The organism is Pseudomonas fluorescens (genome assembly GCF_003732425.1).
Taxonomy (GTDB): Bacteria; Pseudomonadota; Gammaproteobacteria; order Pseudomonadales; family Pseudomonadaceae; genus Aquipseudomonas; species Aquipseudomonas fluorescens_BE.
This window is the reverse complement of the sequence record NZ_MOBX01000016.1, coordinates 710,845-730,195: the sequence shown is the minus strand read 5'-3', so window position 1 is coordinate 730,195 and position 19,351 is coordinate 710,845. Positions and strand designations below refer to the sequence as shown.

18 protein-coding genes are annotated in these 19,351 nt (G+C 59.8%); 7 read left to right on the top strand and 11 right to left on the bottom strand.

Translation table 11 applies throughout. The annotated features are described in order from the left end of the window. The first annotated feature begins 3 nt into the window (after positions 1-3). The 4 genes from BK670_RS29075 (at position 4) to BK670_RS29055 (ending at position 4,114) form a co-directional block, all read left to right on the top strand. On the top strand, positions 4-168 hold the full coding sequence (locus BK670_RS29075) for a DUF1328 domain-containing protein (protein WP_003177151.1): 165 nt from the start codon (positions 4-6) through the stop codon (positions 166-168). Positions 169-170: 2 nt separating this feature from the next. Next, positions 171-635: an inhibitor of vertebrate lysozyme family protein gene (locus tag BK670_RS29070; RefSeq protein ID WP_123454984.1), complete on the top strand. Its 465-nt coding sequence runs from the start codon at positions 171-173 to the stop codon at positions 633-635. Between the two features lie 702 nt (positions 636-1,337). After that, entirely contained in the window at positions 1,338-2,669 is a 1,332-nt protein-coding gene (gltP, locus tag BK670_RS29065) for a glutamate/aspartate:proton symporter GltP (protein WP_034152229.1), read from the top strand. Between the two features lie 215 nt (positions 2,670-2,884). Next, positions 2,885-4,114, top strand: a complete 1,230-nt coding sequence (locus BK670_RS29055; protein WP_123454981.1) for a nucleoside recognition domain-containing protein — start codon at positions 2,885-2,887, stop codon at positions 4,112-4,114. Positions 4,115-4,253: 139 nt separating this feature from the next. Here the strand turns inward: BK670_RS29055 and BK670_RS29045 are convergent, their stop codons facing one another. From BK670_RS29045 to BK670_RS29000, 9 genes are all read right to left on the bottom strand, one after another. Beyond that, complete coding sequence (locus tag BK670_RS29045; RefSeq protein ID WP_123454979.1) at positions 4,254-4,877, bottom strand: ABC-type transport auxiliary lipoprotein family protein; 624 nt, start codon at positions 4,875-4,877, stop codon at positions 4,254-4,256. After that, positions 4,874-5,812: an MlaD family protein gene (locus BK670_RS29040; protein ID WP_123454977.1), complete on the bottom strand. Its 939-nt coding sequence runs from the start codon at positions 5,810-5,812 to the stop codon at positions 4,874-4,876. Before BK670_RS29040 ends, BK670_RS29045 begins: the two co-directional genes overlap by 4 nt. Before the next feature lies 1 nt (position 5,813). Beyond that, on the bottom strand, positions 5,814-6,617 hold the full coding sequence (locus BK670_RS29035) for an ABC transporter ATP-binding protein (RefSeq protein ID WP_123454974.1): 804 nt from the start codon (positions 6,615-6,617) through the stop codon (positions 5,814-5,816). Beyond that, positions 6,614-7,762 (bottom strand): ABC transporter permease, encoded by a 1,149-nt coding sequence (locus BK670_RS29030; RefSeq protein ID WP_123454972.1) that lies wholly within the window; start codon positions 7,760-7,762, stop codon positions 6,614-6,616. Before BK670_RS29030 ends, BK670_RS29035 begins: the two co-directional genes overlap by 4 nt. A gap of 54 nt (positions 7,763-7,816) precedes the next feature. After that, a complete protein-coding gene (locus BK670_RS29025) occupies positions 7,817-8,845 on the bottom strand; it encodes a DUF5924 family protein (RefSeq protein ID WP_123454969.1) in 1,029 nt (342 codons plus the stop codon). 230 nt (positions 8,846-9,075) lie between these two features. Further along, complete coding sequence (locus BK670_RS29015) at positions 9,076-10,470, bottom strand: M16 family metallopeptidase (protein ID WP_123454966.1); 1,395 nt, start codon at positions 10,468-10,470, stop codon at positions 9,076-9,078. A gap of 170 nt (positions 10,471-10,640) precedes the next feature. Continuing rightward, positions 10,641-12,299 (bottom strand): Na/Pi cotransporter family protein, encoded by a 1,659-nt coding sequence (locus tag BK670_RS29010; protein ID WP_123454963.1) that lies wholly within the window; start codon positions 12,297-12,299, stop codon positions 10,641-10,643. 440 nt (positions 12,300-12,739) lie between these two features. Next, positions 12,740-13,507 (bottom strand): TerC family protein, encoded by a 768-nt coding sequence (locus tag BK670_RS29005; protein WP_123454961.1) that lies wholly within the window; start codon positions 13,505-13,507, stop codon positions 12,740-12,742. An 85-nt stretch (positions 13,508-13,592) separates the two neighbouring features. Continuing rightward, complete coding sequence (locus BK670_RS29000; RefSeq protein WP_007911819.1) at positions 13,593-14,900, bottom strand: CitMHS family transporter; 1,308 nt, start codon at positions 14,898-14,900, stop codon at positions 13,593-13,595. Between the two features lie 322 nt (positions 14,901-15,222). On the opposite strand from BK670_RS29000, the gene BK670_RS28995 reads away from it, so the two are divergent. Beyond that, the gene (locus BK670_RS28995; RefSeq protein WP_123454958.1) at positions 15,223-15,624 is read left to right on the top strand and encodes a GFA family protein; all 402 of its coding nucleotides are present in this window, start codon (positions 15,223-15,225) and stop codon (positions 15,622-15,624) included. On the opposite strand, the gene BK670_RS28990 is transcribed toward BK670_RS28995, so the two are convergent. Then, positions 15,625-15,951 (bottom strand): DOPA 4,5-dioxygenase family protein, encoded by a 327-nt coding sequence (locus BK670_RS28990; RefSeq protein ID WP_123454956.1) that lies wholly within the window; start codon positions 15,949-15,951, stop codon positions 15,625-15,627. Between the two features lie 82 nt (positions 15,952-16,033). Between BK670_RS28990 and BK670_RS28985 the strand changes: the two genes are divergently transcribed. Further along, entirely contained in the window at positions 16,034-16,699 is a 666-nt protein-coding gene (locus BK670_RS28985; RefSeq protein WP_123454954.1) for an NAD(P)-dependent oxidoreductase, read from the top strand. A gap of 72 nt (positions 16,700-16,771) precedes the next feature. Here BK670_RS28985 and BK670_RS28980 read toward each other — a convergent pair whose 3' ends face one another. Then, positions 16,772-17,722, bottom strand: coding sequence for a choline sulfate utilization transcriptional regulator (locus BK670_RS28980; RefSeq protein WP_123454952.1), 951 nt, complete (start codon positions 17,720-17,722; stop codon positions 16,772-16,774). A gap of 114 nt (positions 17,723-17,836) precedes the next feature. On the opposite strand from BK670_RS28980, the gene betC reads away from it, so the two are divergent. Beyond that, positions 17,837-19,351 (top strand): choline-sulfatase, encoded by a 1,515-nt coding sequence (betC, locus tag BK670_RS28975; RefSeq protein WP_123454950.1) that lies wholly within the window; start codon positions 17,837-17,839, stop codon positions 19,349-19,351.

The following is a 19,351-nucleotide window of genomic DNA, read 5'->3' as shown; positions in this document are numbered from 1 at the left end:
ACCATGTTGAGCTGGGCAATTACATTCTTGATCATTGCCATCATCGCTGCAGTACTGGGCTTCGGTGGTATCGCGGGCACCGCCACGGGTATCGCCAAGATTCTCTTTGTCGTGTTCCTGGTGATGTTCATCGCTTCCTTCTTCTTTGGCCGCCGCGGCCGAGGTTAACGATGATCTCGTTAAAGACACTGGCAGCCGCCCTGCTTCTGGGCGGTAGTGCCATGGCGATGGCGGCCAATGACGGCCAGATGAGGGTCAACGAACTGTTGAGTTCCGACCCGCAGTACCGGGAAACCTGGGAAGGCGTGGTGAAGAAGGAAGAACGCCTGCCGGAATGGGTGATGAACCTGTCCGGCACGCCTGACCAGCAGATGAATGCCGTGACTGAAGACGGCGATCAGTATCTGGTCGGGCCGCTCTGTGAATCTGCAGACAAGTGCCTGAATCACCGCTTGATCGTCGCCTTCAGTTTCGACAAGAAAGACGCTTACGCCATGCTCGTCGATGTACCCGAAGGACTGCCGGCCGACAAGTCGCCAACGCGACATGCCACCTACCGCTTCCTCGGCAAACCCGATCAGGGCATGCAGGATCTTTTGATGGAAACCCTGAAGAAAGATCCGAAGTGGTACTGACTTGAACATGAAGGCAGCAGCCCTGCTGCCTTCCATTGCGCCCACCTGAGGAAGGCAGGCGCATGACCAAGGGGCCGGGACGTTCTGACTGTTGCTGGGTCGGAGTGACCTACGGGTACAGGGAGTGCCTGCGCAAGGGCCGGGTCAGGGTAAAAGCTGCGTCGCAAGTTCGCCAGCCCACAGCGGTTCGACGGACTTGCGCTGAGCTTTCAAACACGCAAAATATTGATCCAGAGCGTCCAGCTCATCCTTTTTATCGCTGACACTGCGCGCGAAAACATTACGCGGTGTTTCCTGGCGACCGTATATCGACAAAAAACCCGTTTAAACAGTGGGACTTCTAGTCTGCCTTCGTAGGCATTTTCCTAAAATTTTTGTCGATTTTTCTCGTTCAAAAAACAACCAATCTACGCTGTGATGGCCGGTTCACGGCACTTATGCCGGCCGAAATGTCACAATCGAACCGGTTGGGACGCCAGTTTCATTTAAAAAAGCTCATGCCGATTCGGCATAGGGTAGGCGTTTACGGCATTAGACGGCGCAACCTTGCATCGGAATAGTTGCGCCTTTTTTCGCCTGCCGAAGAGCCGTAAATACGCGCTTCGGGGCACCTTATACGGAGGCAGATGCACAGACTTTTCCGCTAAAGAGCGTTCCAGTTCCTGCATGTGCCTGAGTCAAACGCAAGTAAGGGTAAAGATAATGAAGAAGGCAAAAATCAGCCTCGCCTGGCAGATCCTCATCGGTCTGGTTCTAGGGATTGCAATTGGTGCGTTGCTCAACCACTTCAGTGCCGAAAAGGCCTGGTGGATCAGCAACGTCCTGCAACCGGCAGGCGATATCTTTATCCGTCTGATCAAGATGATCGTGATCCCGATCGTCATCTCTTCCCTGATCGTCGGCATCGCCGGCGTGGGCGACGCCAAGAAACTCGGGCGGATTGGCCTGAAGACGATCATCTATTTCGAAATCGTCACCACCATCGCCATCGTTGTCGGCCTGCTGCTGGCCAACCTGTTCCACCCGGGCACCGGCATCGACATGAGCACCCTGGGTACGGTCGACATCTCCAAGTACCAGGCGACCGCCGCCGAAGTACAACATGAACATGCGTTCATCGAGACCATCCTCAACCTGATCCCGTCGAACATCTTCGCGGCCATGGCCCGCGGCGAAATGCTGCCGATCATCTTCTTCTCCGTGCTGTTCGGTCTCGGTCTGTCGAGCCTGCAGTCGGACCTGCGCGAGCCGCTGGTGAAGATGTTCCAGGGTGTCTCGGAAAGCATGTTCAAAGTCACCCACATGATCATGAACTACGCGCCGATCGGCGTATTCGCATTGATCGCGGTGACCGTGGCCAACTTCGGTTTCGCCTCGCTGCTGCCGCTGGCGAAACTGGTGATCCTGGTTTACGTCGCCATCGCCTTCTTCGCCTTCGTGGTGCTGGGCCTGATCGCCAAGCTGTTCGGCTTCTCGGTGATCAAGCTGATGCGCATCTTCAAGGATGAGCTGGTGCTGGCCTACTCCACCGCTTCTTCGGAAACCGTGCTGCCGCGCGTGATCGAGAAGATGGAAGCCTACGGCGCACCGAAAGCCATCTGCAGCTTCGTGGTGCCGACCGGTTACTCGTTCAACCTCGACGGTTCGACTCTGTACCAGTCCATCGCGGCGATCTTCATTGCCCAGCTGTACGGCATCGACCTGTCGATCAGCCAGCAACTGCTGTTGGTCCTGACCCTGATGGTCACCTCCAAAGGCATCGCCGGCGTACCGGGCGTGTCCTTCGTGGTGCTGCTGGCCACCCTGGGCAGCGTCGGCATTCCGCTGGAAGGCCTGGCGTTCATCGCCGGTGTCGACCGCATCATGGACATGGCCCGTACCGCACTGAACGTGATTGGTAACGCCCTGGCGGTACTGGTTATCGCGCGTTGGGAAGGCATGTACGACGACGCCAAGGGCCAGCGCTACTGGAACTCCCTGCCGCACTGGCGCAGCAAGGAAAAACTGCCGGCAGGCGAGATTTCCAAGAACTGACACCCACCTGTAGGAGCTGCCGCAGGCTGCGATCTGTTGATCTTGCTTTTAAAAAACAAAATCAAAAGATCCAGCCTTCGGCAGCTCCTACAGTAGATTGAGGCCACCCGGTAAATCGGGGGGCGGCAGATCCATACGAACCCCGGAGAAATCCGGGGTTTGTCGTTTCTGGCGACACCGCTATCATTCGCGGCATTCTTCGGGGGATTTGACTGATGCTTAATGGCCTGTGGCTTGGCTTCTTCATCGTGGCAGCCGTATCGGCGCTGGCGCAGTGGCTGATCGGCGGCAACGCCGGGATCTTTGCGGCGATGGTGGAAAGCATTTTCGCCATGGCCAAACTCTCGGTCGAAGTCATGGTGCTGCTGTTCGGCACCCTCACCCTTTGGTTGGGCTTCCTGCGTATTGCCGAGAAGGCCGGGATCGTCGAATGGCTGGCCAAGGTCCTCGGCCCGCTGTTTCTACGACTGATGCCGGAGGTTCCACCCGGCCACCCTGCCCTTGGCCTGATCACCCTGAACTTCGCCGCCAACGGCCTCGGTCTGGACAACGCGGCCACGCCCATCGGCTTGAAAGCCATGAAGGCGCTGCAAGAGCTCAATCCCAGCGCCACAGTAGCGAGTAATGCGCAAATCCTCTTCCTGGTGCTCAACGCCTCCTCCCTGACCCTGCTGCCGGTGACGATTTTCATGTACCGCGCCCAGCAAGGCGCGCCGGATCCGACGCTGGTGTTTCTGCCGATCCTGCTGGCGACCAGTTGCTCGACGATCGTCGGCTTTCTCTCGGTAGCGTTCATGCAGCGCCTGCGGATCTGGGATCCGGTGGTCTTGGCCTATCTGGTGCCGGGCGCGCTGTTGCTGGGTGGCTTCATGGCGTTGCTTGGCACCCTTTCCGCGACGGCTTTGGCTGGATTGTCGTCGATCCTCGGCAATCTCACGCTGTTCGGCTTGATCATGCTGTTTTTGATCATCGGCGCGTTGCGTAAGGTCAAGGTTTACGAGGCGTTCGTCGAAGGCGCGAAGGAAGGCTTCGATGTCGCGAAAAACCTGCTTCCGTATCTGGTGGCGATGCTTTGTGCGGTCGGTGTGCTACGAGCGTCCGGGGCATTGGACTTCGGTCTGGATGGCATTCGGCATCTGGTCGAATGGGCCGGTTGGGACACGCGATTTGTCGATGCGCTGCCGACGGCGATGGTCAAACCGTTTTCCGGCAGCGCGGCGCGGGCCATGTTGATTGAGACGATGAAGACCTCGGGCGTCGACAGCTTCCCGGCGCTGGTCGCGGCGACGGTGCAGGGCAGCACGGAAACGACGTTCTATGTGCTGGCAGTATATTTCGGCGCGGTAGGTATTCAGCGCGCGCGGCATGCGGTGGGTTGTGCGTTGTTGGCCGAGTTGGCCGGTGTACTCGGCGCGATTGGCGTCTGCTACTGGTTCTTCGGCTGATCACCAGAACCTTGGGCGAACACATTCTCTGTGGCGAGGGAGCTTGCTCCCGCTGGGGCGCGAAGCGGCCCTGAAAGATCGGACTGCTGCGCAGTCCAGCGGGAGCAAGCTCCCTCGCCACAAAGGCATCCCTGTAGAGTCAGGGTTTTGGAGGGGCGAGTTTCTGGCCCTGATCCACGGCCCAAGCCACGACTTTGGCAGTCAGGCGATCACTGGCCTGGCCAAACCCGGCGACCACCGCCGGCACTTGCACATCGTTCAACGGCTGGCGCTCTTCAAAGCGGCGACTGGCGAGAATCCGCTGGTCGTAGCCGCGCACCAGCAACGCATCGACCCGTACCACGACGCTGGCCTGCGTGCCCTGATATTCCGTCTGAAACGCCTGCAAACTCCCACCCAATTCCAGATCCGCCGCAAAGTTGCTGTCATCGGTACTGAGCAACGTCACCCGACCATCACGGGCAAACCCGTCGAGCAAGCGATTACGCACCAGCACCGGTGCCGGATCGCTCCAGCGCGAGCCTTTGTAGCTGCTGATCACATCACCTTGCGGAATCACCGCAATCGTCGGCCGGTTCAACGCTTCACTCGCCTGCAACTTGTTCAACCGCAGCGACCACGGCTGAGTCGCCGCCGAACGGGCCGGGGCGGGTGCCTGGGCGGTCGGCAGGCGATAGACATCCGACGGCTCGGACTGGGGCAGAATCGAACAGGCGCTGATCAGCGTGAAGCTGGCGAGGAGGGCAAGTCGAGTCAGCTTCATGGCGTGAATTCCTTGTTCTTGTCACGGCCCAGCAAGTAGCCGCTGGGATTGGCCTCAAGGCGTTGCGAGATGGCGCGCAGCGAGGTCAGCGTCTCGCGCAGTTCGCGAATTGCCGGGGCCAGACCGTTGAGACCCTGCATGCCGTTGTCGAGGGAGTTTTCGTTTTTGTTCAGCAGGGTGCTGATCGTCGCGGTGCTTTGCTCCAGCGACTTCATCGCCTGCTCGGCGCTGCCCAGCGCTTGTTTGCCCTGATCGTTGATCAGGCCGTTGGCATTGCGCATCAGCAACGAAGTCTGTTCGAGCATGCTGCCGGCCTGTTTGCCGACGGTCGCCAGTTGCTGCATGGCCTGTTTGATGTCGCCGCGCTGATCGTTGATGGTGCCGGTGGTCTGCTCCAGATGGGCGAGGGTTTTGCTCACGCGCTCGACGTTCTCGGCAGAGAACATTTGGTTGGCGTTCTGCAGCAGTGCGGTAATGCCGGTCATCAAATCGTTGGAGTCATTGAGCAGCCGCGAAATAGGCGAGGGCGAGGCGACGATGGTCGGCAGGTTGCCGTCATGGCCACGCAGCTTCGGGCTTTCCGGCGTGCCGCCGCTGAGCTGGATGATCGACGTCCCGGTGATCCCGGCCAGCGCCAGTTTGGCCTGGGTGTCTTCCTTGACCGGCGTGTCGCCGCCGAGACGAATCCGCGCCAGCACGCGCCGAGGGTCTTTTGGATCAAGGCGCAGGTTGATCACATCGCCGACCTTGATCCCGCTGTACTGCACCGGGCTGCCCTTGGACAGGCCACTGACCGCCTCGCTGAAGACAATCTCGTAATCCTTGAACTCGGTGTCGACGCTGGACTTGGCCAGGAATAGACCGAAGAGCAGGGCGCCTGCCACCACGATCACCGTGAACAGGCCGATCAACACATGATGCGCTCGGGTTTCCATGTCAGACCTCGTTGAGCAATTTGGCGGCGTCCAGCGCCGAGCGGCCGCGCGGGCCGTGGAAGTATTCGTGAATCCACGCGTCGTCGGTTTCCGAGACGACGTCGATGGGTCCTGAGACCAAGACCTTTTTCTGCGCCAGCACGGCCACGCGGTCGGTGATGGTGTAGAGCGTGTCGAGGTCGTGGGTCACCAGAAACACGCTGAGGCCGAGCGCATCGCGCAGGGTCAGGATCAATTGATCGAACTGCGCCGCGCCAATCGGATCGAGGCCGGCGGTGGGTTCATCGAGAAACAGAATGTCCGGATCCAGCGCCAGGGCCCGGGCCAGAGCAGCGCGTTTGATCATGCCGCCGGACAGCGAGGCCGGGTATTTGTCCGCTGCCGACAGCGGTAGCCCGGCCAGCGCCAGTTTCACCGCAGCCAAGTGCTCGGCGTCGTTGCGGCTGAGGCCGGCGTGTTCGATAAGGGGCAGGGCGACGTTCTCGGTGACCGTCAGCGAGGAGAACAGCGCGCCTTTCTGAAACAGCACGCCGAAGCGTCGCTCGACCAGCGAGCGCTCATGCTCGGACAGGCTCGGCAGGTTCTTGCCGAACACTTTGACGATGCCTTCGCTGGGCCGGCGCAGGCCGACGATGCTGCGCAACAACACCGATTTGCCGCTGCCGGAACCGCCGACCACGGCGAGAATCTCGCCTTTGTACAAGTCCAGATCGAGGTTTTCGTGCACGCTCTGGCTGCCGAAGCGATTGCACAGGCCACGGACTTCGATCACCGCCTCCGAGGGCGCGCGGGGTAGACGACTCACCAGCCCATCTCCATGAAGAACAGCGCAGCCACCGCATCGAGCACGATCACCACGAAAATCGACTGCACCACCGCAGACGTGGTGTGCGCGCCGACCGACTCGGCGCTGCCGCTGACCTTGAAGCCTTCCAGGCAACCAATCGCGGCAATGATGAACGCGAAGATCGGCGCCTTCACCAAGCCTACGAGAAAGTGCTGAACGCCGATGTCCGATTGCAACAGCGTCAGGAACATCGCCGGCGAAATATCCAGCGACACCGCGCAGACCACGCCGCCACCAACGATCCCGCAGAGCATCGCCAGGAACGTCAGCATCGGCAGCGCCACCAGCATCGCCAACACCCGCGGCACTACCAGCAGCTCCATCGGGTCGAGGCCGAGGGTGCGGATTGCGTCGATTTCTTCGTTGGCCTTCATCGAACCGATTTGTGCGGTGAACGCACTGGCGGTGCGCCCAGCCATCAGGATCGCCGTGAGCAGCACACCGAACTCGCGCAGGAACGAGAAGCCCACCAGGTCCACGGTAAAAATCGTCGCGCCGAAACTGGCCAGCACCGTCGCGCCGAGAAACGCCACCACCGCGCCGACCAGAAAGGTCAGCAACGCCACGATTGGCGCGGCGTCGAGGCCGGTCTGCTCGATGTGCGCAATCATCGGCGTGATGCGCCAGCGCTTGGGTCGGAACAGGTTGCGAGCGATGGTTTCCATGATCAGGCCGACAAAACCGAGCAGTTGCAGGGTGTCTTGCCAGACCGTGTCGACGGCGCGACCGATGCGTGTCAGCAATTGCACGCTGACGCTGATTTCCGGTTCCTTGATCGGCACGCAGAAATCGGTCATCGAGCAGTACACGGTTTGCAGCAGCGCGCGGTCGGCGGAAGTCAGGGTGCAATCGGGGTGTTCGGCGGATTGGCCGAGGCGTTCGGAACCGAGCAGTTCGACCAGCAGCGAGGCGCCAGCGGTGTCGAGGGCGCCGAGGCTGTTCAGATCGATCGGCGTGTCGGCGTCGTACTGGCCGTGGAGCTTTTCGCTAAGCGTCTTGAGCTCGGCGTAATGGGCAAGCGTCCAGTCCCCGGTGACCCGCAAGCGGGCAGGGCTGATCGACGTGTCCAGTTGGGCATTGCCGCTGATCGAGCTGCTGGTCATAAGCTCCGTGCTTGTTCGGCCTTTATGCGAACTAACGTAATAGCACGAACCGGATTACTTTTCTTTGATCGCTGTGCTGTCCGTAACTTCGAAGCGCAGCACGCCGATCACCTGGCCATCCTCGGTCAGCACCCGCACCTGCCACTTGCCCGCCGGGTTGCCGGGGAAGTTCTGCTTGTGCGTCCAGGCCCGGTAGCCTTCCTTGCGCCCACCGTGAATGTCGAGGGCGATGCGGTCGACCTCTTTGCCGTTGAATTGCCAGACGTGATAAATCCGCTCATCCAGCCCGCGCGGCGCGTTGATTGCGGTGTAGGCGTAGAGGCCATCGCCACGAATCTGCTCGGCGCTGACCGTGTCGAGGCTGGCGCCGGGGGTGCGGTCCTGCATTTGCGTGCTGATCGCCACGTCGGTCATCCACAGCGTCGCCGGCGGCACCCACGAGCGCAGCACCCAACCCACGCCACCGATGCCGACCGTGATGCACAGGATTGCCAAGGCATTGCGCACCGTGCGGATCGGGAAGATCGACGCCAGACTCGGGAACGACAACAGCACGGAAATGCCCAGCGCCCATTTGAAGCTCTGCGCGGTGGTCAGGTGCATGATCACCGGCAACGCGGTGAGGAGGGCGGCGAACAGGGTCAGGGTGTGCAACGCAAGAAACGCCCAGCGTCGTGGCGCCAGCCATTTGTAATAGAGCGGATCGACGATGGAGATCAGGGCGGCAACGCTGAGCAGGCCGGTGAAGAACAGCTGACCACTGTTCCACGTCGTGGTGATAAAGAAGAACGGCAAGACGAAAAACAGGCTTTCCTGATGGATCATCTGCGTCGCATAGCGCAGCAGCGGCTGGGGAATCTCGCGCTTGAAGATACGGGTGAAGAGGCCGGTCAGGGTGTTTTCCAGCATCAGCCAGATCCAGCTGAGCAACATGATCACGGTGATCCAGCTCGCCAGACCCTGCTGACGATCGACCATGATGAAACTGCCAACGCCTGAGATGAAACCACCAAGCGCAATGACCCCCGGATAGCGCTTCATCAGTTCGAGAATGCGCTGGATCAGGAGCTGTATTTTTGGCATTTGGGCGGTTCACGACTTGAAGGGAAAAAACCTCGACAGATTACCGCCCGCCGGGCGCTGTGGCGAGGCTGACGGTCAGTAAAATCGCGAGCACCTGTGGCGAGGGAGCTTGCTCCCGCTCGACTGCGCAGCAGTCGTAAAATCTGACGATGCGTTGTATCTGAAACTATTGAGGTGACTGTATTGGGGCTGCTTCGCAGCCCAGCGGGAGCAAGCTCCCTCGCCACAGGTTACGGGGCTCCTGTCGTTTTACGGCGGCGGTGCACACGCCAGCCAATCAGGATCAACAGCACCAGAGCCAAGCCGCCCGCACTCAACCACAAAACCTGATCATCACTGATCAACGGCTTCTCGATCCGCAGATACCCCGGTTGCAACAGCAACTCGCGCATCGCCTTGTTCGCGGTTTCCAGGGTAACCCCTTGCAGCTCGCGCGCCGGATTGGCAAAGCGGCCGTCCTGGTAATCACCGAGCGCGCTCCAGTAATAATCCGCCAACGCACTGTTGCCCTGCACCGCCCAGGCCTGATGGGCGATGGAAGCCTGTTTGATCCGCGCGAAGGTGTCCGGATCGAGGCCGTTTTTCAGCAGGTCGGCCTTGAGGTCTTCCAGCACCTGAATGGCTTCGTCGACGTCATCACGATCCAGATCGGCATTCAGGCTCATGAAGCCGACGCCGCCAAACACTTCGCGCTCGGCCCACGGCCCGTACGACAAACCGTGGTTGAGGCGAATCTGCCGATACAGCGCCCAGTCCAGATAATCCTTGAGGATATCGAACGTCTGGTCGTACTGATCGTCCAGCACCGGCTCCGGCACCAGCCAGTGCAGCTTGGCACTGTCGCCGACAAAACCACGGGTGAGCGTGCGCTCATGGGCGGCGCGGGTGCTGATGTCCGGCAACGCACGGTGGTCGCTCGGCTCCACCGCTTCGAGTGCGCCCCAGGTACGTTCCAGATAGGCCGGCAGCAGTTTGTCGAGTTCGCCGACGACGATCAGGGTCATATTGTTCGGCGCGTACCAAGCCTTGCGCACCTTCTCCAGCTGCTCCTGAGTCAGGTGACCGACTTCAGCACGTTGCGGGCATTTGAGGCCCAGTTCAACCGCGAGTTGATTACTCGCGGTGTGGCCGAGATCCTGACGATCGAGGAAGCGTTGCAGGCGCGTGTAATGGCCGCCGTCCTCACGCTCGACCACGCGTTTAGCGGCGTTGATCGCATTGTCGTCAATGCGCGTTTGCGTGAGCAGATCGAGCAACAGGTCGAGCACCTTGCGCTGGTTTTTCGCCGGGGCCTCGATGACGAACGTGGTGTCGGCGTTACTGGTAAACGCATTCCAGTCACCGCCCAACGCTTGCATCCGTTCCTCTAAACCACCTTCGCCCGTGGCGTCGATGCCGCTGAACAACAAGTGTTCAAGCAAGTGCGGCAGCTCCTTGTCATCGCAATCGAAATCGTCGAGGCCGACGCCAACCACGAGCCGGATCGCCACATGCCCGCGCTCGGTGCCGGGCTTGAGCAGCAACTGCAAACCGTTGGGCAGCGCATAGCCTTCGACCTGAAAACGATCCAGGGCAAAGACGGGCAGGGAACCGAGCAACAGACAGGCGAACAACAGGCAACGCATAACAGGCTTCCGTACGGCTGATTTGGAGATCCGTGTCGTCAGTCAGATCGCCTTCGCGAGCAAGCTCGCTCCCACATTTGAAATGCATTCCCCACTGTAGGAGTGAGCCTGCTCGCGATAGCGGCCTGAAGGCTGAATCAATGTAACTGACTAAACCCAGCCCCAGACGTTCAAGGCGAATGCGTAATGTCGGCAATATCATCCGCCGCCAGCGCCCCGGTATCCGCCGTTTCCAGCACCACATACGCACTGCCGCAAAACAGCGAATTCAAGCGTTTCATGTCGGCAATCAACTCCAGGTGCAGCGAACTGGTTTCGATACTCTGCACGATCTTGCGTTGCAAACGGCTGACATGCGCATGGGCCAGACGACGTTCCTGCGCGCGAAAGCGGCGTTTCTCACGGAGCAATTGCCGCGCACTTTCGCGGTCGCCGCTGAGGAATACCGAAAGCCCCAAACGCAGGTTAGCGATCAATTGCTGCTGCAATCCGGCGAGATCCTCCAGACCTTCTTCGGAAAACGAGCGGCGCTGCGAAGTTTTCTGCTGCTGGATCTTGCGCAGCATGCGTTCGATCAGGTCGGCGGCCAGTTTCAAATTGATCGCCAGCTCGATGATCTCGGCCCAGCGCCGACTGTCGTGCTCGCCGAGGTCTTCGCGGGGCATCTGCGCCAGGTACAGCTTGATCGCGCTGTACAGCGCTTCGACGTCGTCGGTCAGTCGGCGCATTTCCTGGGTGACAGCGGTCTGCTTGCCGCGCAGCACATCGAGGGTCGCGTCGAGCATGTTGTCGAGCAGATCGCCCATGCGCAGGGTTTCCCGCGCGGCGTTGGCCAGCGCCAGGCTCGGCGTGACCAGCGCGGTCGCATCGAGATGGCGTGGTTTGGCGGTGCCGTTGACCTCCGGCCGCTCTGGCAGCAGCCACGCGCAGAGGCGCGCCATCGGTCCCACCGACGGCAGCAGAATCAGGCAGCGCGCAGTGTTGTAGAGCAGGTGGAAGCCGATGACCATTTCCTGCGGGCTGAAATCGAGGCTGTCGATCCAGTGCACCAGCGGGTCGAGTACCGGAATGATCAGCAGCAGGCCGATCAGTTTGTACAGCAGACTGCCCAGCGCCACTTGCCGGCCGGCAGCGTTCTGCATGCTGGTGCTCATGAACGCGAGAATGCCGCTGCCGATATTGGCGCCGATCACCAGGCCGATCGCCACCGGCAGGCTGATCACACTGGCCCCGGCCAGCGTCGCGGTGAGCAGCACGGCGGCGAGGCTCGAGTAGGAAATCATCGCGAACAACGCGCCGACCAAAGCGTCGAGGAGGATGTCGCCGGTCAGCGAGGCGAAGATCACCTTGACCCCTTGGGCGTGGGTGATCGGTGCGGCGGCTTCGACGATCAGTTGCAGCGCGAGAATGATCAGCCCCAGCCCGATCGACACACGGCCCATCTGCCCGAGCCGCGTCTGTTTGCGCGACAGAAAGAAAATCACCCCGAGGAAAATCAGCAGTGGCGACAGCCACGACAGGTCGAAGGTCAGTACCCGCGCCATCAGCGCGGTACCGACGTCGGCGCCGAGCATGGTCGCCAGCGCCGGGGTCAGCGCCATCAAGCCCTGGCCGACGAAAGAGGTCACGAGCATGGCAGTGGCGTTGCTGCTCTGCACCATCGCCGTCACGACGATGCCGGCGACGAAGGCGAGCCAGCGCTTGGACATGTTCTGGCCAATCACATGGCGCAGGTTGGTGCCGTACACCCGCAGGATGCCGGTTCGAACGATATGCGTGCCCCAGATCAACAGGGCGACGGCGGAAAGTAGATTGAGCAGGGTGAGCATGCAGACCCCCTGTAATAGCAGCGCCCCAGAGAGGCAAGTTGACGGTACCGCGCGGTTTCTACGTTCTGATACTTAAGCTGTAGTTGGCTAACGGTCTGGGCGCCAGCATTGCACAGCTAAAGTGTTGATTGAAACAAAAGTGTCATGAAAAGCGCTTCATCCGCTTCAACTGAAATCAACACGATCCCCTGTAGGAGTGAGCCTGCTCGCGATAGGGCCATCAGCTTCAACTTTGTTGTGACTGACAGACCACTATCGCGAGCAGGCTCACTCCTACAGGTCTTGTGTCTGACCCAGGTTATTCAGTGCACCTAAACAAATGTGGGAGCGAGCCTGCTCGCGAAAGCGGTGGATCAGCCAACATTGTTGTCGACTGACACTCCGTTTTCGCGAGCAGGCTCGCTCCCACAGGGGGTATTGCGTGCGCCTGGATTACCGGGTTATTGGCCCGGAATGTCCTTGCGCAGTTTCACCGGATCCTGCTGCTGTCTCTTCTTGGCCATCGCGCCGCGCAGTTTGATGTTGATCGCTTCAACGGCCAGCGAGAACGCCATGGCGAAGTAGACGTAGCCTTTCGGCACGTGCACGTCGAACGACTCGGCAATCAGCACGGTACCGACCACCAGCAAGAACGACAGCGCCAGCATTTTCAGCGATGGGTGCTTGTCGATGAACTCGCTGATCTTGCCCGAGGCCAGCATCATCACCAGCACCGCCACGACGATCGCCGCGACCATCACCGGCACGTGGGACACCATGCCCACCGCCGTGATTACCGAATCCAGCGAGAAGACGATGTCGATGATCGCGATCTGGATGATGGTGTAAAGGAAGTTGCCACCCTTGCCACCTGGGGTTTCGTCGCTTTCGTCTTCGCCTTCCAGCGCGTGGTACATCTCTTGCGAGCTCTTCCACAGCAGGAACAGACCACCGAAGAACAAGATCAGGTCACGACCGGAAATGCCCTGGCCGAACACTTCGAACAGGTCGGCGGTAAGGCGCATGACCCAGGTGATCGACAGCAGCAACAGGATTCGCGTGACCATGGCCAGGCCAAGACCGAAGATCCGGGTGCGCTGCTGCATGTGTTTGGGCATGCGGCTGACCAGGATCGAAATCATGATGATGTTATCGATGCCCAGAACGATTTCCAGGGCGGTCAGGGTGAAGAAGGCAACCCAGATTTCGGGGTTGGTCAGCCAATCCATGTGTATTCCTTTGAGCGAGTGTTAAACCGAAAAAGGTCCGGGCTTCAAACCACGAAGCCAGGACCCGAAACGGTGAGTCTTGGGCTTATAGAGTGCTGAACACCGGGAAAGTCCCCAACAGCAGTGCAGCAATCAGAATGCAGATACAAACCAGAATCGCCCATTTCAGGGTGAAACGCTGGTGGTCACCAAAATCAATGCCAGCCAGGGCCACCAACAGATACGTCGATGGCACCAACGGGCTCAGCAAGTGGACGGGCTGACCGACGATCGAGGCACGGGCCATTTCCACTGCGGTGATCCCGTAGTGACTGGCGGCTTCAGCCAACACCGGCAACACGCCATAGTAAAACGCATCGTTGGACATGAAGAAGGTGAACGGCATGCTCACCAGCGCCGTGATTACCGCCAGGTACGGGCCGAGGAAATCCGGGATCACCGCCAACAGGCTCTTCGACATCGCATCGACCATGCCGGTGCCCGACAGGATACCGGTGAAGATACCCGCCGCAAAGATCAGCCCGACCACTGCCAGCACGCTACCGGCATGAGCCGCGACGCGATCCTTCTGCATTTGCAGGCAAGGGTAGTTGACGATCATCGCGATACTGAACGCCACCATGAATAGCACCGGCAACGGCAACAGGCCGGCGATCAGGGTGCACATCAGGCCGAAGGTCAGGGCGCCGTTGAACCAGATCAGTTTCGGACGGCGCGCATCCGGGAATTGCGACACGCTGATTTCGCTGTGATCGATGTCGTCGCCGACCAAGTGCAATTCACCCAGACGCGCCCGCTCACGTTTACCGTAGAAATAAGCGATAACCAGAATCGCCACTACACCCGCGGCCATGGCCGGGATCATCGGCACGAAGATGTCCGACGGGTCGACATGCAGCGCACTCGCGGCACGGGCAGTCGGGCCACCCCACGGGGTCATGTTCATCACGCCACCGGCGAGAATGATCAGACCGGCCATGATCCGCGGGCTCATGCCGATGCGGCTGTACAGCGGCAGCATGGCGGCCACGCAGATCATATAAGTGGTCGCGCCGTCACCATCGAGGGAAACGACGAGCGCCAGTACGGCGGTGCCGACCGAAACCTTCAGCGGGTCACCCTTGACCAGTTTGAGGATCTTGCGCACGGCCGGGTCGAACAGGCCGGAGTCGATCATCAGGGCGAAATACAGAATGGCGAACATCAGCATCACGCCAGTCGGCGCCAGCTTGGTGATGCCTTCGAGCATCATCGGGCCGATCTTCGGTGCAAAGCCACCGAACAGGGCGAAGACGATCGGGATGATGATCAGAGCGATCAGCGCAGACAGGCGCTTGGTCATGATCAGGAACATGAACGTGATGACCATGGCGAAGCCAAGGAAAGTCAGCATGGGAATACTCCAGGCGTAGCGCGGCTAGTTAAATGAGCAGATCGGGCCGATCAGCACAGAACGGGAAGCACGAGACGTACGGGCGGAGTTGAAGCGAGGAGGCGGGCTACAGAGGACATCAGAATCACCATTGTTGTTGTTAATTGGGCCGTTCGTGCGAGGTATCACACGCGTTGGCCAACCGGTCTGTTGCCGGAAGTGGAGGCGATCCTAATCGGGGAAGCTTTCAGCTACCTTTCGCTGCAGAAAGCTTTGAACGAACGGTCAACCGGCCGTCGGATGCGATCCAGAGTCAATGAACACGGGAAGGAGGGCTTTGACCATGAGCGAATTGCACAGCGGCGGCTGCCATTGCGGACACATTCGTTATCAGTTCAGCGGGGGGTTGCAGGACATCGCCCATTGCCATTGTTCGATCTGCCGCAAGGTCAGTGGCGGCATCGTCACCACCTGGATCACCGTGCCGGCAGCGAATTTTCAATGGCTCGCCGCTGCGCCGGCGCGTTATGACTCGTCGGCCCGTTGCGCGCGGTTCTTCTGCCCCGACTGCGGTGCGCAACTGGCATTGGTGACGTTGCTCAGCCCGCAGAGCATCGACGTGACCATCGCCACGCTGGATCAGCCGGGGTTGGCACCGGCCGAGCGGCATATCTGGACTGACAGCCAATTGCCCTGGCTGCATCTGGACGAGCATCTGCCAGGCGAGGCAGAAGAAACGATTTGATCAAAAAACAGACAGGTCCAGCGTTCGGATCGCGCCCATCCAGATCGCGTGCTCCGTATGGTCGAGCAAGTCATCGCCGGTGTCCGGGTGCAGAAACACCACCAGGCCTTTGCGGTTCAGCGCCAGCCATGGCAGCACATCAGCAATCAGTTCGGGGCCGAAGGCCAGTTGGCAACTCCAGTCCGGGTGCGGGCCGACCGGTCGTTCGTGGACGCGGCCCATTTTCAGCGGAAACAACTGCGCGGCCTGCTCGCACAAGGTCCGCGCCTGATCGATGGTTTCCGCGTCGAAATAGATGTGGGCGTGATAGCCCTTGATCGCTTGCATCTGAAAGCCTCTGAATCGATTCGAACCCTCGGCGTTGCTCGTATGTCACACGCCATACAAGGGATAAGAAAAGGGATCAGCCATGAAAAATGCCGAAACCCCGGCGGTAAAAGTGGTGCTCTATGGTGCCATGAGTAGCCTGGGCAGCGCGTTGATGGCTGAATTGCTGCGTCGTCAGCACGAAGTCATCGCCATCCTCGACGATTTGACCGCACTCGCGCCGCGTCCTGGATTGCGCACCAAAACGGGCGATTTGTTCGACTCGGAACGGGTCAATCAGAGTGTGGCCGGCAGTTCGGCGGTTATCTGTTTACTGGATGCGCCGGGGTTGCCGTTCAGCAGCGATCAGGTTGAACGCTCGGTTGTGCTCGGACCGGTCGAGCAAGTACTGGCCGTCGACGCACTGGTCGATGGCCTGCAAGCGGCCAGTGTGTCGCGGCTGTTTCTGGTGGGCGACTTTGCCGTACTCGATGAGCCGGATGTTGATGATCGCCTGCAACGTCATGCTGCCGAAGAAATTCGCGAAGCCGTGCAAAGCAGCCCGCTGCACTGGACGCTGGTCAATGCGCCCCATGGCGTGGCCGGGCTGACGATTGAGCATTTCAGTCAGGTCGGCGGCAATCTGGAACCGGGACTGGCCGAACCGCTGGAGCGGCTGAATCGCGTGGCGGTGGGGATTGCCGATGAGCTAAGGCTGAATTTGCATGTAGGGCAGCATGTGAATTTCGTTGCGGCTTCAGATTCGTAAAAGATCGCAGCCTTCGGCAGCGCTTACATGTGATCCGTGTCGGAGCTGCCGAAGGCTGCGATCTTTTGACCTTCAAACCGCAATCGAAGGTAGTGCGAGTCCACTCAAGGATTGCGCGCTGGTTGCCTGTTCCGCCATCAACCAATCGACAAATTGCTGAATCAGCGCCCCCCGACGCTTGCGCTGCGGCAGCACTACGTAATAACCGAGGCGCGACAGGGTCGTTTCGGCAATGGGTCGGCACAGCAAACCCTGACTCAGCAAGTTATCCACAAGGTGGCGCCAGCCAATCGCCACGCCTTGCCCGCCAATCGCCGCTTGAATCAACAGCGTGTAATTGTCGAAGCGCAATTGCCCCGGTGCTGGCGGCGAAGTGATGCCCAACTGGCGAAACAGACCGCTCCAGTCAAACCAGTTGCTGCTGTTTTCCCCACGCAGGTGCAGCAGCGGAAACTCCAGCAACGCCTGAGCAGGCAAGGGTAGGGCGCGTTCCTTGAGTAATTGCGGGCTGCACACCGGAAACACTTCTTCGCTGAACAACCAATGGCTTTCGCCCTGCTTGAAGCGCCCGTCGCCAAACAGGATTGCCACATCGATATCGGTGCGCAGCATATTGTGGTTGCGTTCGCTGGTCACGAGGCTGACGTCGACCTGCGGATTGGCTTCGTGAAAGCGGTGCAGGCGTGGCATCAGCCAATAAGCGGCGAAGGCGAAATCGGTGGCGACTTGCAGCACCTCATGTTGCTGTTGTGAGCTGATTGCGCTCAATCCTGCGTCGATATTCTGTAAACCGAGGGTAACTTGCTCGAACAGGATCGCACCCACCTCGGTCAGCCCGATCCCTCGGTAGATCCGGTCAAACAACCGCGTGCCGAGCTGTTCTTCCAGCCGTTTGATCTGCTGACTGATTGCTGGTTGCGTAGTGCCAAGCTCGACTGCCGCCGCGGTAAAACTGCGATGCCGGGCTGCGGCCTCGAAGGCTCGCAACAGATCGAGAGACAGGTTTCCCAAGGCGTCATACATAAGCTGTGCTTATCCTAGTCATTGTCCGGCGCGGGCTTTACCGGATATAGCATGGGCTCCATGCTCGATCGCAGCAATGTCGCATAAATATTCACTATGGAATGCCGCGATCACATGAAGCGCAAAAATATTCTTTTCATCATGGCCGATCAGATGGCCGCGCCAATGTTGCCGTTCTACGGCCCTTCGCCGATCAAACTGCCGAATCTTTCCCGCCTCGCCGCCCAAGGCGTGGTGTTCGACGCCGCTTACTGCAACAGCCCGTTGTGCGCGCCGTCGCGTTTCACCTTGGTCAGCGGCCAGTTGCCGAGCAAGATCGGCGCCTACGACAATGCCGCCGACTTCCCCGCCGACATTCCGACCTACGCGCACTACCTGCGCCGCCTCGGCTACCGCACCGCGCTGTCCGGCAAGATGCACTTCTGCGGTCCGGACCAGCTGCACGGTTATGAAGAACGCCTGACCAGCGATATCTACCCGGCTGACTACGGTTGGGCCGTGAACTGGGATGAGCCGGATGTGCGGCCGAGCTGGTATCACAACATGTCTTCGGTGCTGCAGGCCGGGCCGTGCGTGCGCACCAATCAACTGGATTTCGATGAAGAGGTGGTGTTCAAGGCGCAGCAATACCTGTTCGATCACATCCGCGAGGAGGGCGACCAGCCGTTTTGCCTGACCGTGTCGATGACCCATCCACACGACCCGTACACGATTCCCAAGGCATTCTGGGATTTGTACGACGATGCCGATATCCCGCTTCCCATGACGCCGGATCAACACGAACTCGATCCGCACTCGCAGCGTTTGCTCAAGGTGTACGACCTGTGGGACAAGCCGCTACCTGTGGATAAGATCCGCGATGCACGCCGGGCGTACTTCGGTGCGTGCAGCTATATCGACGCCAACGTCGGCAAACTTCTGCAAACCCTCGAAGAAACCGGGCTGATCGATGACACCATTATTGTCTTCTCCGGTGACCACGGCGACATGCTCGGGGAAAAGGGCCTTTGGTACAAAATGCATTGGTACGAAATGGCGGCCCGCGTGCCCCTGTTGATAAGTGCCCCAGGCCAGTTCGATGCCGGGCGGGTTAGCGCAGCCGTGTCGACCGCTGACCTGTTGCCGACCTTCGTTGAACTGGCCGGCGGCGTCCTGGACCCTAGTCTGCCGCTAGATGGCCGGTCGCTGGTATCACACCTGCAAGGGCAGGGCGGTCATAACGAAGTGTTCGGCGAATACATGGCAGAAGGCACCATCAGCCCGCTGATGATGATCCGCCGCGGCGCCTTCAAATTTATCTACAGTGAAAGCGACCCTTGCCTGCTCTTCGACGTAGATAACGATCCGCGTGAACTGGAAGAACTCAGCCAATCGCCACAGCATCGCCAGCTTTTCGACGATTTTCTCGCCGAAGCACGGGCCAAATGGGACATTCCGGCGATTCACCGGCAAGTCCTCGCCAGCCAGCGCCGTCGCCGATTTGTCGCCGACGCGTTGACCATCGGCAAGCTGAAGAGCTGGGATCACCAGCCACTGGTGGACGCCAGTCAGCAGTACATGCGCAACCACATCGACCTCGATGATCTGGAGCGCAAAGCACGTTATCCACAACCCTGCCAAAACCAATAA